Origin of the sequence: Actinoplanes sp. URMC 104, from assembly GCF_051386375.1 — a bacterium.
Classification (GTDB): domain Bacteria; phylum Actinomycetota; class Actinomycetes; order Mycobacteriales; family Micromonosporaceae; genus Actinoplanes.
The window spans coordinates 1,614,661-1,630,129 of sequence record NZ_JBPQTO010000002.1 but is presented as its reverse complement, the minus strand read 5'-3'; the positions used below and the strand labels follow the sequence as shown (position 1 = coordinate 1,630,129).

15 protein-coding genes and 2 pseudogenes are annotated in these 15,469 nt (G+C 74.3%); 13 read left to right on the top strand and 4 right to left on the bottom strand.

Features of this window, described 5'->3' with window-relative positions; translation table 11 throughout:
- Window positions 1-40: 40 nt before the first annotated feature.
- On the bottom strand, window positions 41-1,879 hold the full coding sequence (locus ACSNN8_RS08580) for a prolyl oligopeptidase family serine peptidase (protein WP_436648100.1): 1,839 nt from the start codon (window positions 1,877-1,879) through the stop codon (window positions 41-43).
- A 95-nt stretch (window positions 1,880-1,974) separates the two neighbouring features.
- Here ACSNN8_RS08580 and mshB point away from each other — a divergent pair, with 95 nt between their 5' ends.
- From mshB to ACSNN8_RS08560, 4 genes are read left to right on the top strand one after another with little or no spacing between them, the layout of a single operon-like run.
- The gene (gene mshB, locus ACSNN8_RS08575) at window positions 1,975-2,877 is read left to right on the top strand and encodes an N-acetyl-1-D-myo-inositol-2-amino-2-deoxy-alpha-D-glucopyranoside deacetylase (RefSeq protein ID WP_436648099.1); all 903 of its coding nucleotides are present in this window, start codon (window positions 1,975-1,977) and stop codon (window positions 2,875-2,877) included.
- Window positions 2,874-3,413, top strand: coding sequence for a hypothetical protein (locus ACSNN8_RS08570; protein WP_436648098.1), 540 nt, complete (start codon window positions 2,874-2,876; stop codon window positions 3,411-3,413). Before mshB ends, ACSNN8_RS08570 begins: the two co-directional genes overlap by 4 nt.
- Window positions 3,414-3,433: 20 nt before the next feature.
- Complete coding sequence (locus ACSNN8_RS08565; protein ID WP_436648097.1) at window positions 3,434-5,251, top strand: VanW family protein; 1,818 nt, start codon at window positions 3,434-3,436, stop codon at window positions 5,249-5,251.
- A gap of 27 nt (window positions 5,252-5,278) precedes the next feature.
- Window positions 5,279-5,749, top strand: a complete 471-nt coding sequence (locus ACSNN8_RS08560; RefSeq protein ID WP_436648096.1) for a hypothetical protein — start codon at window positions 5,279-5,281, stop codon at window positions 5,747-5,749.
- Here ACSNN8_RS08560 and ACSNN8_RS08555 read toward each other — a convergent pair.
- Window positions 5,746-6,708, bottom strand: coding sequence for a GNAT family N-acetyltransferase (locus tag ACSNN8_RS08555; protein ID WP_436648095.1), 963 nt, complete (start codon window positions 6,706-6,708; stop codon window positions 5,746-5,748). The two genes, ACSNN8_RS08560 and ACSNN8_RS08555, sit on opposite strands and share 4 nt — an antisense overlap.
- Window positions 6,709-6,790: 82 nt before the next feature.
- Between ACSNN8_RS08555 and fdxA the strand changes: the two genes are divergently transcribed.
- From fdxA to ACSNN8_RS08540, 3 genes are all read left to right on the top strand, one after another.
- Window positions 6,791-7,117 carry a ferredoxin gene (gene fdxA, locus ACSNN8_RS08550; protein WP_436648094.1) on the top strand — a complete coding sequence of 109 codons (327 nt, stop codon included), beginning with the start codon at window positions 6,791-6,793 and terminating at the stop codon, window positions 7,115-7,117.
- Complete coding sequence (dapC, locus tag ACSNN8_RS08545; RefSeq protein ID WP_436649477.1) at window positions 7,114-8,214, top strand: succinyldiaminopimelate transaminase; 1,101 nt, start codon at window positions 7,114-7,116, stop codon at window positions 8,212-8,214. Before fdxA ends, dapC begins: the two co-directional genes overlap by 4 nt.
- 69 nt (window positions 8,215-8,283) lie before the next feature.
- Entirely contained in the window at window positions 8,284-8,694 is a 411-nt protein-coding gene (locus ACSNN8_RS08540; RefSeq protein ID WP_436648093.1) for a hypothetical protein, read from the top strand.
- 7 nt (window positions 8,695-8,701) lie between these two features.
- On the opposite strand, the gene ACSNN8_RS08535 is transcribed toward ACSNN8_RS08540, so the two are convergent.
- A complete protein-coding gene (locus tag ACSNN8_RS08535; protein ID WP_436648092.1) occupies window positions 8,702-9,361 on the bottom strand; it encodes a hypothetical protein in 660 nt (219 codons plus the stop codon).
- A 433-nt stretch (window positions 9,362-9,794) separates the two neighbouring features.
- Window positions 9,795-10,655: a hypothetical protein gene (locus ACSNN8_RS08530; protein WP_436648091.1), complete on the bottom strand. Its 861-nt coding sequence runs from the start codon at window positions 10,653-10,655 to the stop codon at window positions 9,795-9,797.
- 38 nt (window positions 10,656-10,693) lie between these two features.
- On the opposite strand from ACSNN8_RS08530, the gene ACSNN8_RS08525 reads away from it, so the two are divergent.
- The 6 genes and pseudogenes from ACSNN8_RS08525 to ACSNN8_RS08500 form a co-directional block, all read left to right on the top strand.
- Window positions 10,694-11,791 carry a S8 family serine peptidase gene (locus ACSNN8_RS08525; protein WP_436648090.1) on the top strand — a complete coding sequence of 366 codons (1,098 nt, stop codon included), beginning with the start codon at window positions 10,694-10,696 and terminating at the stop codon, window positions 11,789-11,791.
- A gap of 89 nt (window positions 11,792-11,880) precedes the next feature.
- The gene (locus ACSNN8_RS08520) at window positions 11,881-12,357 is read left to right on the top strand and encodes a hypothetical protein (protein WP_436648089.1); all 477 of its coding nucleotides are present in this window, start codon (window positions 11,881-11,883) and stop codon (window positions 12,355-12,357) included.
- A gap of 9 nt (window positions 12,358-12,366) precedes the next feature.
- Entirely contained in the window at window positions 12,367-13,029 is a 663-nt protein-coding gene (locus ACSNN8_RS08515; protein ID WP_436648088.1) for an SIMPL domain-containing protein, read from the top strand.
- A gap of 38 nt (window positions 13,030-13,067) precedes the next feature.
- A complete protein-coding gene (locus tag ACSNN8_RS08510; RefSeq protein WP_436648087.1) occupies window positions 13,068-14,429 on the top strand; it encodes a DUF4407 domain-containing protein in 1,362 nt (453 codons plus the stop codon).
- 92 nt (window positions 14,430-14,521) lie between these two features.
- Window positions 14,522-14,824 (top strand): annotated as a pseudogene (locus ACSNN8_RS08505) (hypothetical protein); the annotation flags it as partial.
- Window positions 14,825-14,915: 91 nt separating this feature from the next.
- Window positions 14,916-15,455 (top strand): annotated as a pseudogene (locus ACSNN8_RS08500) (hypothetical protein); the annotation flags it as partial.
- Window positions 15,456-15,469: the final 14 nt, after the last annotated feature.

Sequence of the window (15,469 nt, the reverse complement as noted above, 5' to 3'; positions counted from 1 at the left end):
TCTCTCACAAAGACTAGTCTCACGACAACTCTCCTCGCGACTACTGTCGCCGCTTCGGGTGGCCTTGCAAGAAGGCTAACTCCTCCTCGAGCGAGGCGGCCGAGACCGAGCGCAGGCCCGGCACGGACGCGCCCACGATCAGCAGCGCGTCGGTCGGCTCGGCGCCGGCCAGGCTGTGGTGGGCGTAGACGTCGGCGGAGTCGCGCCGGTCCCCGAGGTAGCGCTCGGCGAACGGTGACGGCTCGTCCAGCCAGTCCACGACCGGCTCGCGCGCCACCCCGCGGTGGAAGACGTCGGGCCGGCGCAGCACGGCCATGGCCGCCAGCCAGCCGCCGAGCCCGGTCCCGCGGACGGCCACCGAGCCCAGATCCAGGTCCGGGTGCTTGCCGTGCAGGCTGTGCAGCGCGTCCGCCTGGTCGGCGAGCGACACGTCGACCAGCCGCCGGTGCACCACCTTCTCGAAGCTGGGCGCCACCCCGGGCGTGCCCCGGCCGTCGATGCTCACGACCGCGAACCCGTGGTCGGCCCACCACTGCCGTTCCTGCCAGGCCGCGGCGTCGTGGACCACCTGCTGGCTGCCGGGCCCGTCACCCAGCGCGACCAGCACGGGGATGCGGGTGCCACCCACGTACGCGGAGGGGTAGAGCACCGCCGCGGGCAGGCGCCGGTCGGTGACCCGTTCCAGCACCGGCCGGGGCTGGTACGGCAGCGGCGCAGCCAGGTTCCCGAGCGCCGCCACGCGGGCCTCGCCGCGCCACACCACGTCGTCGACGATCAGCACGCCGCCGCAGGCCACGGCACGGTGCCGGCCCGGGGTCGGCGTCACCTTGCGCGCCTCGGGACCGCCGCCGCCGAAGGAGGTGCGCACCCGGAAGACCGCCTGGGTGGCCGGGTCGTCGTCGGTGCCTTCCACGATGAGGTCGGGCGACGGGCTGCCCGGGCGCGGCGCGGTGCCCACCACCCGCCGCACGTAGAGGCCGGGCGGGGTGAGCAGGCTGCCGTCGGCGAACAGGCACCGCGCGTCGAAGCCGTCGTGCGCCAGCTCCCCGCCGACCAGCACACGGCCGTCGGGCAGGTGGCGCGGGGTTCCGGCGACCGGCTCCACCCAGCGGGCGTCGGCCAGCTCGGCGTGCACCTGGGTCTCGCCGGTGCGCGGGTCGACCGCCAGCACCAGGCCGTGCTGCTGCAGGCGGCGCAGCACGGTGATCAGCGGGCCGCCGCCGTCGGCCCAGCGCACGCTGACCACGTGCGGATACGTCTCGCGGTCCCAGTGCACGTCGACCCAGCCGAAGTCGAGGTCGAGCAGGTGCAGGCTGGTTCCCGAGGCGGTCCGCGCGGCGAGGATCTGGCTGCCGTCGGGCGCCCACCACCAGCCGCGGTCACGGCCGAACCGCAGCGCCGTGCGATCCGGGACGCCCCAGCCGATCGCGGCGCCGTGCTCGCGCCACGCGTTGCCGGACTCGCCCGCGAGCAGGCGGTCGCCGTCCGGCCCGACCACGCGCAGCGACGGGAAGCCGTGCGCCCGGCTGAGGTAGCCGATGTTCACGCCGTCCGGGTCCGGCCGGGGGTCGGTGGCCGGCTCGTCGGTGGGCACCTCGGTGACCGTGCCCCGGGTGAGGTCGGCGCGGAACAGCCGCCCGTCGCGTGCGAACGCCGCCACGCAGGCGTCCCGATCCAGGGCGTACGAGGTGAGCGGCCCCGGCGCGACCAGGGACTCGACCGCGGTCGCGACGTTGAGCACCCACAGGGCGCAGTGCGGGTCCTCGGGTCCGGTGGAGCGCAGGAACACCACCCGCCGGCCGTCCGCCCCGATCTGTACGGCGTGCGGCGCTCCGTAGCGGAAGTGGCCGGTGCGCTCCGCGAGCCGAGGGAAGTCCACGGGGACAGCATCGCTGATCAAGGCACGTTCGCGCGCCCCAAACGGGCGTACGGCGTGCCGGGGGTCCGCAGTGATCGGCGCGTAGAGTGGCGCGCGTGACTGACGCCCTGCCCGCGCGCCGCCTGCTGCTCGTGCACGCCCACCCCGACGACGAGGTCACCGGCACCGGCGCCACGATGGCTCACTACGCCGCGTCCGGCGCCCACGTGACGCTCGTGACCTGCACGCTGGGCGAGGAGGGCGAGATCCACGTCCCCGAGCTGGCGCAGCTCGAGGCCGCCCAGGCCGACCAGCTCGGCGGCTACCGCCTGGTCGAGCTGTCCCGCGCGTGCGCCGCGCTCGGCGTCACCGACCACCGGTTTCTGGGCGGCGCCGGCCGTTACCGCGACTCGGGCATGATGGGCCTGCCGACCAACGACCACCCCCGGGCGTTCTGGCGCGCCGACCTCGACGAGGCCGCGGCGCTGCTGCTCGAGGTCATCCGCGAGGTCCGCCCCCAGGTGATGATCACGTACGACCCCAACGGCTTCTACGGGCATCCGGACCACATCCAGGCGCACCGCGTCGCGATGCGCGCCGCCGAGCTGGCCGGCGACGAGGGGCCGCAGAAGATCTACTGGACGGCGATGCCGCTGAGCGTGCTGCGCGACGGCATGGAGGCGTTCCGCGAGCTCTCCGACAACCCGTTCGCCGACGTCGAGCGGGTGGAGGACCTGCCGTTCGGCCACCCCGACGACGAGATCGCCGCGCGCATCGACGGCACCGACCACTACCAGCGGAAGGTCGCGGCGATGCAGGCGCACGCCACGCAGATCCCCGACAACTCCTGGCTCTACGGCATCGCCGGCGACTTCGGCGGCGAGTTCATGGGCGTGGAGTACTTCACGATCGCCAAGGGCGAGCGCGGCCCCGGCGAGGGGCCGCACAACTGGGAGAGCGACCTGTTCGGCGGGCTCGGCCTCGAGCAGCCGGCGGCCGCCGACGCGGGCGTGCGATGAGCCGGGCCGGCACCGAGGAGCACACGGTCGGCGAGGAGGGGGCCGGCGTGAGCGAGCCGACGCAGCAAGAGACGACCCCGGAGACGTACGCCGGGATGTCGCGCGAGCCCTGGCATGGGTGGGAGCGGGTGATCCGCATCGCCGGGCTCGTGATCGCGACCGTGGCGGCGCTGGTCAGCGGCTTCTTCGAGATCGTGCTGAGCACGCTGCGCGCCGGCGACCTGGTGTCGGTCTGGCGCGGCGACGCGATCGGCTCGGGCGGCGGCCCGCCGCTCGGCGTCTCGATCCTGCTCGCCGCGGTGCTCAACTACGCGATCGCCTGGTTCGCGGTCACCACCACCCGCCGCCGCTGGTCGCTCGCGCCGCCGTGGATCCTGTGGACGCTGCTCATGCTGGGCGCGGCCGGCCTGCGCACCACCGAGGGCGACTACCTGCTCGGCGGGGAGAACTGGATCGCGTTGATCATGATCCTGGCCGGCAGCCTGACCTATGCTGTCTTCTCCTACCGCCTGATCCTGAAGCGCCAGGTGCCGTAGGCGCGACATAGGGGAAACACGTGACGTCCAGGCCCGGAGGATCCGTCGAGCCGCCGCCGGAGGCGAGGCCGGGCGACGCCCTCACCCTCAACGAGGCTCCGGCCGGCGCCGATGCGGCCGCCGGGGAGGCGGACGCCACAGTTCCGATGCCGCGCCGGGCCCTGCCCGAGGAGAGCCTTCCCGCCCCGCGGCGCAGGCGTGGCGTGCTGGCGGCCGGTGTGGTGGCGCTGGTCGCGGCCGGCGCCGGGGCGGTCGCGTACGTCACCACCGGCGACATCCCGCGGGGCACCAGGGTGCTGGGCCTCGACCTCGGCGGGCTCAGCCGGGCCGAGGCCGTGCGGGAGCTGGGTGCGCGGGCCGTGAGCCAGGGCGGCCGGGCGGCGCGGGTCCGCCTCGACGGCAAGGAGATCACGCTCCAGCCGGGCACGGTCGGGTTGGCGCTCGACGTGCCCGCGACGGTGGACGCCGCCGCGAGCGGTGGTCTCGTGCCGTTCGGCACCAGGGACGTCGCCCCGGTCGTGCGAGTGGACGCGGCCGAGCTCGAGGCCGCGCTGCGCGAGCGGGTCGACCGCGCGCGGATCACGGTGACCAAGGCCGCGATCACTTTCCGCGGCGTCGCGCCCGTGGCCTCGTACGCCCGGGCGGGTCTGGATCTCGACGGGGCGCTCGCGGCCGAGCGCGTCACGAAGGCGTGGCCGGCCGGGCAGGTGGCCGACGTTCCGCTGACCACCCGCCCGCCCGCGATGACCAGGGCGCAGGTCGACGAGCTGGTCGCGGGAGTGGCGAAGCCGGCCGTGGCCGCGCCGGTCACCGTGACGGCAGGCGGCAGGTCGTTCCGCCTGAGCCCGGCCGCGATCGCGAAGGGCCTGGTCTTCCGCTCCGACAGCGCGGGCCGGCTCACCCCCGTCATCGACGGCGCCAAGCTCCGCGCGGCGGCGCCGGCCGGCTTCCGCGAGGTCGAGACCCCCGCCGAACCCGCCACCGTACGTCTGCAGGGCGGCAAGCCGCGGGTCGTGCCCGGAGCTCCCGGCCGCCTGGTCGACCTCACCCGGCTCGGCTCTGCGCTGCTCGAGGTGCTGCCCCGCGCGGCGCCGCGCACGGTGACCGCCCCGCTCGCCGAGAGCGGTCCGGACACGAGCGTGGCCGACGTGACCAGGCTCGGCATCAAGGAGAAGGTGTCGACCTTCACCACGTACTTCACCGGTGGCCGCAACGCCCCGCGCAGCCGGAACATCATCACGATCGCCGAGGATGTCGACGGCGCGATCGTGCGGCCCGGCGAGACGTTCTCGCTCAACGGGCACACCGGCGAGCGGAACTACGCGGCCGGCTACAAGGACGCGCCGGTGATCGTCAACGGTGTGCTCGAGCCGGGCGTCGGCGGCGGCGCGTCGCAGTTCACCACCACGCTGTTCAACGCCGCCTACTACGCGGGCCTGCAGGACGTCGAGCACAAGCCGCACTCGTTCTGGTTCTCGCGCTACCCGGCCGTCATCGAGTCGACGATCTTCTATCCGACGCTGGACCTCAAGTTCAAGAACACCACGCCGTACGGGATCCTGATCGACACGGCCACGACCGGGCGCTCGGTGACCGTCACGATGTGGAGCACGAAGGTCTACGACAGCGTGAAGACCGTCTACGGCCCCCGGCGCAACGTGACCAGCCCGCCCACCGTGCACCGCGAGCCCGGGCCGAAGTGCCTAACTTCCAGCGGACTCCCAGGCTTCACCCAGGACGCGTGGCGCGTCATCCGCAAGGATGGCCGCGAGGTCGAGCGCGAGAAGTTCAGCTGGCGCTACGATCCCGAGCCACGATTCGTCTGCGGCGATCAGTAGCCGCAACGCAGTTCCCGGGGAGGGGCAATGAGGCAGCAGCGCTGGTTCCCGATCGCGGCGCTGGCGGTCGGTCTGTTCGCCATCAACGTGGTGGCCCGTCTGGTCACCCGCTTCGCCTTCGAGGGCGACGACGCCGCCGAGACCCGCACCACGATCGTCATGTTCTCGCTGATCGGCCTGGTGCTCGCGGTCTACGCCTTCGTCGTCTCGCACCACCGGCCGCCGATCGAGTGGATCGTGCCCGACCTGGTGCTCGGCGTCGGCGGCGCGATGCTGCTGACCGTCCTGGCCGGCCCCTTCGTCAGCGGTGAGCAGCCGTTCAAGAACGGCTCGGACGCCTTCTTCGCGCAGGTGGCGCTCTATCTGGCCTTCGCCGCGGGCGGCACGCTGGTCGGCTACTGGATCTCGGTGGCGATGGGCCGCGACTACCGGTCGCGCTCGCTCAAGGCGTACGCCGAGACGCGCCGGGCCCGGCCCCGCAAGGTCGTGCGCCGCTAGTCCGGCGCCTCGCGGGTCAGGTACGTGTGGTGGGTCGTGAAGCCGACCCGGCCGTAGAGCGTGACCGCGCCCGTATTGCGCTCCTCGACCTGCAGGTAGGCGCGGGCGCTGCCGTGCTGCGCGCCCCACTGGGCGAGCGCGCGCAGCACGTGCTGGGCGAGGCCCCGGCGGCGGGCGTGCGGGGCGGTCTGCAGCAGTGAGACGCCCAGCCAGCGGTCCGGGCCGGTGACCGCGCCGCGGCCGATCGCGAGCAGGTCGCCGCCGTCGTCGCGCACCTGGGCGAACACCACGCGGGGCGGGGCGGTGAGGATGCGGGCGGCGGCGGGCGGCAGCGTGCCCTTGTGCTCGGCGACCATCGCATACCAGTCGTCGGACGGGCTGTCGGCGAGCTCGACCGGCGGCAGGTCGGAACGCGGCGCGAGCGCGGCCACCAGCGGCGCGACCGTGGCTGTCTGCACCAGCGTGAGCGGCCGGGCGCCCCAGCCCCGCGCGTCGAGGGCGGCGTTGACCGGAGCGGCCAGCGGCATCGGCGCGTTGATCAGCGGGCGCTGGCCGTGTGCCGAATACCACTGGACCACCGCGTCGACGGCGGCCTCCAGCGGCCGGTCGGGGTCGCCGGCGGCCAGCGCGGAGTTGGCCCGCCCGGTCCAGTTGCCGGCGGCGCGCAGGATCCAGCTGCCCAGCCGGGACTGCACCGGCGCGGGCCAGGCCTCGTTCGCGGCCAGCTCCAGCGCGATCACCTCGGCCGCGGGCGGGCGGCGGGCGGCCGGGACCCGCTTGGCCCGGTGCACCTCGCGCAGCGGGACGCGTACGGTGCCCTTGTCGGTGGCGATGGTGAGATCGGTCTCCGTGAGCTCGACCAGCTCGCCCAGGGCATCCGTGTAGAGCGTCCGATCCTGGGAAACGCCTACAATTCGGCGTACCACCACCCGGTGTCCCACATCCTGCCGACGGAGCACGTGTCACCTCCTCCGGCGGAGATACTAGGCTCTGCAACTGTCGCCGGCGGTCCCCGCGGCGAGGCTTTGGAGGGAAAGACCCGTGACCTACATCATCGCTGAGCCATGCGTCGATGTGCTCGACAAGGCGTGCATCGAGGAATGCCCCGTCGACTGCATCTACGAGGGCAACCGGATGCTCTACATCCACCCCGATGAGTGCGTCGACTGCGGGGCGTGTGAGCCGGTCTGCCCGGTCGAGGCGATCTTCTACGAGGACGACGTCCCCGACCAGTGGAAGGACTACACGACGGCGAACTACGAGTTCTTCGAGGACCTCGGCTCGCCCGGTGGCGCCGCCAAGGTCGGCAAGATCGACAAGGACACGTCGTTCGTCGCGTCGCAGCCGCCGAGGGGGGACGCGCACTGAGCGCGCTCTCCGCGGCCCTGCCGGACTTCCCGTGGGACCTGCTGGAACCGGCGAAGGCCCGTGCCGCCGAACACCCCGACGGGATCGTCGATCTCTCGGTCGGCACCCCGGTCGACCCGGTTCCGCAGGTGATCCGGCGCGCCCTCGCGGACGCGTCGGACGCCCCCGGCTATCCGCTCACCGCGGGCACGCCGGCCCTGCGCGCCGCGATCGCCGCCTGGCTGGCCCGGGCGTGCGGCGCCTCGGGCAGCCCGGCGGTGCTGCCCACGATCGGCTCCAAGGAGCTGGTCGCGTGGCTGCCCACCCTGCTCGGCGTCGGCGCGGGCGACGTGGTCGTGATCCCGTCGGTCTGCTACCCGACGTACGAGGTGGGGGTACGCCTGGCCGGCGCCACGGTGGTGCGGTCGGACTCGCTCACGGCCGTCGGGCCGACCCCGCGCGTACGCCTGGTCTGGATCAACTCGCCGTCCAACCCGACCGGCAAGGTGCTGCCCGTGGAGCACCTGCGCAAGGTCGTGGCCTGGGCGCGTGAGCGCGGCGCCGTCGTGGTGAGCGACGAGTGCTACCTGTCGCTGGGCTTCCAGACGCAGCCGGTCTCGGTGCTCGACGACGCGGTCACCGGAGGCGACTACACCGGCGTGCTGGCCGTGCACTCGCTCTCCAAGCGCTCCAACCTGGCCGGTTACCGGGCCGGGTTCGTGGGCGGAGACCCCGCGCTGATCGCCGAGCTGCTCGCGGTCCGCAAGCACGCCGGCATGATCGTCCCCGCGCCGGTGCAGGCTGCGATGATCGCCGCGCTGGGCGACGAGGAGCACGTGACGGCCCAGCGCGAGCGCTACGCGGCGCGACGCGACCGGCTGCGCGCGGCGCTGACCCGGGCGGGCTTCGAGATCAGCCACTCCGAGGCCGGGCTCTACCTGTGGTCGACCCGCGGCGAGGACTGCTGGAAGACCGTCGACTGGCTCGCCGAGCGCGGCATCCTGGCCGCTCCGGGCGCCTTCTACGGCCCCGCGGCCGAGCAGCACGTGCGGATCGCGCTCACCGCCACCGACGAGAGGGTCGCCGCGGCGGTCGCGCGCCTCGATGATCACTCCTGAGTAGCCGGTTCGACACCGGTCGTTACCCTCGGTGCGTTGCGAGACGACGTAGCTAACGGGGAGGCGGTCGTGAGTGACGGCATTTCCGTCGAGACAGACGGTCTGAACAGGTTCTCCGGCAAGGTCCGGGACGACACGTCCCGGACGCTCGAGCCGGGATACTCCGAGGCGCGGGTGTCCTTCGGCACCGGCGTGCGCTTCGGGATCAGCAACGCCAGCGGCAGCGTCCACGCCGCCAAGGAGCGATACGCCGCCAGCGTGCAGGCGTCCACCGCGAACGTCGAGGAGTACCTCGCCGCGGCCCGCGTCCTGGCCGACGCGGCAGCCAAGGTGGCGGCGGCCTTCGACGCTTCCGACGTACGGTCGGCCGACCGCACCGACTGGGTCGACAGCGCGCTGGTGGCGGCCGCGACCGAGGCACGGCAGCGGCGGGAGGCCGCCGACCGGGCCATCCCGCACGGCGGGCGGCAAGCGACATGACCAGCAGCTACTGCACGAACTGGGACGCCTTCAACACCCCGCGCCTCTGGTCGATGGTCGCCGCCGAGGGCGACGGGCTCGCCCGCGAGCAGGTCCAGGGCTGGCGCCGGCTGGCCGGCTCGATCCGCGGCCAGCACCAGGCGCTCGCCGCCGCGAAGGCCGACCTGGTCGCCGCGTGGCCGCCCGACCGGAACGCCTCGGCGGAGGCCTTCGTCATCGAGCTCGACCGGCTGATGGCCCGCCTCGAGGCGGCAGCGGCCGACGCCGACACGACCGCGACCGGGCTCAACCGGATCCTCGACGCGCTCGACACCGCCAAGAGCTCGATCGAGCCGCTCTGGGAGAAGTACAAGGACAAGAGCGACGACCTCGTCCCGCGCTGGTTCGACCGCGCCGAGGACGACCTCGACGACCAGGCCCGCGCCCACATGATCACGATGGAGAACGTGGTCGCCGACGCGGTGGATTCCCTGCGGGTGCCCGACCCGTACGCGCTGAACATCGGCGACGGACCCGAGGAGGAGCCGCCGCGGCCCGACCCGGGGGGACGGCTGGGATCGGGCGGCATCAGCACGCCGGTGCCCCACGAGCCGGTGCCGCCGCTGCCGGGACAGGATCCGGTGGCGCCTCCCGCGCCGACGCCCGGCCCGGCCGGCGCCGACGACATCGCTGCCGGAGTTCGACCGGGTGGGCCTGATCTCGCCGGTGTCATCAATCCGCCTGCGACCCTTCCGGCCCCGGTGGCCGGCGGGCCGGTGCTCAGTGCCGGCGTGACGCCGCCGCCGGTCAACGCCGTGCCGCCGATCGTGCCGGGACTGTTGCCGGGTGCAGGGCCGGTGGTCGGCGGTGGGGTCGCTCGTCCACCGGCCGGATCGGTGGGCCGGGTCCCGGTCGCCGGGACGCTTCCGGCGGGCGCTGTGATCGGCGGGCCGGGGTCGCTTGGCGGGCCGGGTGCGGTCGGTCGGCCGGGGTCGCTTGGCGGGCCCGGTGGTGTCGGTCGGCCGGGGTCGCTTGGTGAGCGGGGTCGGGTCGGTCGGCCGGGCGCTGTCATCGGTGGGCCGGGGTCGCTCGGGGGGCCGGGGTCCCTCGGGGGGCCGGGATCACTTGGTGGGCCGGGTGCGGTCGGGGGTCGTGGCGGCGGCAATGCGGGCGCGGCGGGCGGCCGGGGAGTCGGAAGGCCGGGCGCGGCCGGCGGCCGGGGCGTCCCGAGCACGGAAGCGCTCGGCGGTCCGGGTGCGGTGGGCGGCGGCGGAGTCGGGGCGCCGGGAGCGCTTGGTCGTTCCGGGGCGGTCGGACGTCGTGGCGGCTCGGGATCTGTCGGTGGTGAGCTGGGCGGTGGACGTGGCGGGACCGGGCCGCAGCCGGGCGGCGTAGGGGGACCGGGTGCGGGCGTCGGACGTGGCGGGACCGGGCCGCAGCTGGGCGGCGTAGGGGGACCGGGTGCGGGCGTCGGACGTGGCGGGACCGGGCCGCAGCTGGGCGGCGTAGGGGGACCGGGTGCGGGCGTCGGACGTGGCGGCGTCGGCGGTGTGCGTGGTCCCGGTGCTGCCCGCGGGCGCTCCGGGCGGCCGGATGGCGACGAAAGGGGCGGCACCCGTGCGAGTGGCGAAGCCTTCGAGACGGCCGGCGGCACGCACGGTGGTGCGGTCGGTGGCCCGCTCGGCCTCCCGGCGAGCGGCCGTGTTCCGGGCGCCCGCAGCGGCGGTGCCGTGAGCGTGCGCGGAGACAAGGCTGCAGGTAGCGGTGCTGCCGGAAGCCGTGGTGGCGGTGGTCGGGGCGGTGTGGCGCCTGCTCCGCGGCCGGCCTGGCTTCCCGGCGATCCGGCAGGGGCCGATCGGCATCTCGCCGGCCCGGGTGGGCGGGCGCGCCGCGGAGACGAGCCGGCCGGGTACGGCGCGGACAACCAGTGGCAGGTCGCGGCGGGCGTCGATCCGGTGATCGGCCCGGACGCGGGCGACCACCGGCACGACCCCGGGCCCGGCGTGATCGGTCGCCGCGGGTGATCCGGGCGGCGCGGCGGGTGGCGGCGGCGTTGCTGGCCTCGCTGCTCGCCGTGCTGGCCGCGGGGGTGCCCGCGCGGGCGGACGTGTGGCGGGACCGGCAGTGGTACTTCGGGCCCATGCGCCTCGCGAAGGCCCAGCAACTGGGCAGGGGCGGCGCCGGGGTGGTCGTTGCGGTGGTGGACACGGGAGTGGACACGCGGCACCGGGACCTGCGCGGCGCCACCGTGCCGGGGTGGATCGTCACGCGGGACGAGCCGTCGGACGATGTGGACACCGGGCCGCACGGCACGGGAATGGCGGCGCTGATCGCCGGGCGGGGGCACGGCCGCGGCGGCGGGCTGCTCGGTGTGGCGCCGCGCAGCCGGGTCATGCCGATCCGGCCGGTGAACGACGACCTGCTGGTGTCCAACGGCATCCGGTGGGCGGTCGGGCACGGCGCCAAGGTGATCAACATGTCGTTCGACCTGACGTCCGATCAGGTTCTCGCGGACGCGCTCGCCGAGGCGTACGCGAAAGACGTGGTGCTGGTGGGCGCGGCCGGCAACGGCGGTGGCAAGGTCGTTGAGCCGGCCGCCTTCCCCAACGTGCTCGCGGTCGGCTCGGTGGACCGCGACAACCGGATCGCGTCGTTCTCCAACCGCGGGCCGCAGGTCGACCTGGTGACGTACGGCGTCTCGATCCCGGTGGCCCGCCCGGGCAACCGGTACGACGTCACGAACGGCACCAGCGTCTCGTCCGCCCTGGTCGCGGGCGCCGCGGCGCTGGTCCGGGCGCGCTACCCGGACATGCGCGCCGCCGAGGTCGTCGACCGGCTGCTGTCCACGGCGGTCGACCGCGGGCCGAAGGGGCGCGACGACCGGTACGGCGCCGGGCAGCTCGACGTGCTGGCGGCGCTCACGGCGCCACGGGCAAAGCCCGCGACAACGTCTCCCGCGAGCTCGGCGCCGACGACGCGGGCCGTGCCCGCCGGCCCCGCCTCCACGAAGGACGACGACCACGGGCTGCCGCCGTTGCTGATCGTGGCTGTCGGGGTGCTCCTGCTGGTCGCCGGGATGGCCGCGTTCATGGTGCTTCGGGCACGTCGAAGTTCCTGATCAGCACCGGGTTCCGGCGCGCGGGACGGCATTCGCGGAAGCGGATGTGTGCGCTACTCTCAGTGTCACCGGAGATCGGGGGAGCGCCGGTGACCACACATCTGCACGATCACATCAGCGGTTCCGACCGCACGGGCACGGCCTACGCGGTCGTCGATCCGGTCGGGCGGTTCGTCGACATAGGGCTCAGGCCCGGCTGGTGGCCCGCCCTGGGCCCGGCCCGGGTTGCCGCGGGCCTCGTGGAGGCTCTCGAGGCCGCCCGCATGCAGGCGGCGACGGCGCCGCTCGTGCAGCGCGGCGAGGTCGCCGACACCGCTCGCGGGCGCATCGCCGAGGCCTACCGGCTGATCGACGAGGGCCGCGAGGAGCACGCCATCCGGGTCGTCATCGGGCCGCGCGGCCTGTTCCGGCTGCACGTGCGCGGCGGGCGCATCCACAGTGCCGAGGCCGGCCCGCTCACGCCCGCCGACGGCGAGCGGCTGCGCGCGGACGCCCGCGACGCGCTGACGGAGCTGGCCCGCAGCACCGCCGAGACCCGGCCCGGCGTGCGGACGCGAGCCGGGTAGCGTCGGGGCATGGCCGAGCAACCCATGATCGTGGTCCGCGGTGAGGCGTACCGCGAGGTGCCGCCCGAGCAGGCGGTTCTCAACGTCACCCTGTCCGCGCGCGACCGCGACCGGGAGGCCGTGGTCAGCCGGCTGCGCGAGCGGTCGGCCGAGCTGCACGCGCTGCTGGCCGAGGCGGGCGACGCGATCGAGCGGCGCGAGACCGGCGGCGTGCAGGTCTATCCCGAGCTCAAGCGCGGCAGCGAGCGCGTGGTGGCGTACACGGGAAGCATCGGCACCTCGGTGATCGTCACGGACTTCGAGCCGTTGGGTCAGCTGCTGCTGCGTCTCGCCGGCTTCGAGCACGCCGCGGTGAACGGGCCGTGGTGGCAGCTGCGCCCGGGCAGCCGCGCGGGCGCCGACGTGCGGCGCGAGGCGATCGCCGACGCGCTCGGCCGCGCCCGGGAGTACGCGGAGGCGGTCGGCGCCCGGGTCGACCGGCTGGTCGAGATCGCCGACGAGGGCGCCGGTGGCGGGGAACGGCCGATGATGCGGGCGGTCGCCTTCGACAACGCGCAGGAGTCCGCCGGCTTCGACGTCGACCCGCAGCCGCAGACGGTGCACGCCGCGGTGACGGTCCGGGTGACGATCACCGAGCCGGACCTCGAGCCGTCGAGCAAAATGTCCGGATAAGCCCGCGTACGGCGGCATGATCCGCAAGACTCGGCTGCATGCCCAGGGGCCGCAGAGACGTGCTGCTGCGGGTGGCGAACGTCAACCCGGCCAGCGTGACCACGCACACCGATCGGGTGCTGTACTCGACGATCGGCGTCTTCATCGTGCTGTACTTCGTGTACGCCACGGTCGGCGGCGCCGCGTTCATCGACGCCGGTTCCAACTACGAGCACCCCTGGTACCGCTGGCTGGTCGGGCCCATGGTGGCGGCCGGCGTGGTCGCGTACGACCGGGCGGTCGTCGGGCGGGTCGCCATCAGCTACGAGCACCTCGACTCCACCGACCCGCGGCACTTCCTCAAGAAGCCGACGATCGGGCTGTACGCGGGCCGGCTGGGGCTGGCGCTGCTGGTGGCCGTGCTCATCACCGAGCCGCTGATGCTGTCGCGCTACCGGGGCGAGATCGACGCGCGGCTCAACGAGGTGCACAACCAGCAGCTCAGCCGCATCGACACCAGCGGCGCGGTCGCGGCGTACACGGCCCGGCTCGGCCAGTTGAAGCAGGAGACGGCCGCGGACGACGCCGCCGTGCGCAGCCTCACCGACCGGGCCGCCCAGAAGCGCGACGACGCCCGGCGGCTGTACCGGCAGGCCGTCGAGGACTCCGCCGGCAACGGGGTGACCCGGGCCGCGGGCTGCCCGTCCGGCGGTTCCTGCGACCAGCTCGTACGGCGGTCGCGGGCGCTGGACGACGAGGCGTCGGCGCTCGACGTGCAGGCCGGGCGGCTGCTCGACACCCAGCGCTCGGCCCGGGCGGCGCGCTCGGCCGAGCAGGTCGACCTGACCCGCCAGATCGGCGAGCAGCGCGAGGCCAACGAGGCCGCGGTCAAGGCCGACGCGGGCTTCGGCGCCCGTACGGCCGCCATGTGGCACCTCGTGCGGACCGACTTCTGGGGCGTCGGCGTCTTCTACCTGGGCATCACGCTGCTGCTGGTGGCACTCGACTGCGCCGCCGTGGGCCTCAAGTTCGCCTCACGCGGCAACGCGTACGAGCGCAACGAGGCCCGCACCGCGCGGCGCTGGGAACACGAGGCGTCGCTGATCCACGAGCGGGAGATCCAGGACGCCCGCACGTACGGCGAGGCGATGGCCCGGGTCGTGGCCGAGGGCATCGAGGCGGCCACCCACGACGAGCAGGTGGCCCGTGACTCCGCCGAACGCGCCAGCGCGGTGCTGCGTACGTCAGTGGTCGTGCCGCCCGAGATCCGCGAGCTCACCGCGCACAACGGCCGGCACCACCGCCCGCTGCACGCCGAGCTGCTCCACGGCGCCGAGACCACCGGCCGCCACCGCCGCCCGCTGCGCGCCCCCGTCGTGCACTCCGACGACCGCCTGGCCCTGCCCTCCGAGCCCGACTAACCCCGCCGCTTCTCTCCGCCCCACCAGCCCTACCCCGCCCACCTCGGCTTCAAGGGATCGTCGCAACACCTGAGCTCACCGAGGGGTAGCAGGTGTCAGATGACGATGCCGAGGGCTGGCTGCCGGACACGGCCAAAGCCGCGCAGCGGCAGGCATATTTGGGTCTTGTGGCGCAGGGTGTAGGCACCAGTGAGGCATGCCGGCGGGTCGGCGTGGACCGTAAGGCCGGCTTCGACTGGCGGCATCCTGCCTGGCGCCAGGCCCGTGACGCCCGGCAGGAAGCCAGGAAGCGGGCCGTGGTCGCGGCCCGGCGGGCGCCGATTTGCGCCCGGTATCTGTCGCAGGACGAGCGGATCGTGATCGCTGACCGGCTGCGCGAAGGCGCTACGCAGACTGCGATCGCGGCGGAGCGGGGCCGGCCCAGGTGCACGATCAGCCGGGAGATCGCCCGTTACGCGCATCCGGTCACCGGCGACTACCGGCCCTATGCCGCCCAGGAACTGCCCGAGCCCGCCGGCCCCGGCCCAAGACCCGCAAACTCGCCGCCCGGCCTGGCCTGCACGCCGCGGTGCAGGGCGATGCTGGAGTGCAAGTACAGCCCGCAGCAGAGATCAGCCGCCGGCTGCACCGCGATCAGCCCGGCCGCAACGAGTGGCACGTGTCGCACGAGACGATCTACCAGGCCATCTACGTGCAAGGCCGCGGCAGCCTGCGCCGCGAACTCGCCGCCGCGCTGCGCACCGGCCGGGCCCACGCCGCACGCCGGAACAGCGCCAGCAGCGGTTCACCAGCCCGATGGTGCTGATCAGCGACCGGCCCGCCGAAGCCCAAGACCGGGCCGTGCCCGGGCACTGGGGAGGCGATCTGATCGTCGGCAAGGACAACCAGTCCGCGATCGGCACCCTGGTCGAACGCTCCACCCGCTACGTGCTGCTGCACCTGGCCGCGGGCCGCAACGCCGAACACGTCCGCGACGCCCTGCTGGCCACCGTCGCCACGCTGCCGCAGCATCTGCAACGGTCGCTGACCGGGGGCCAAGG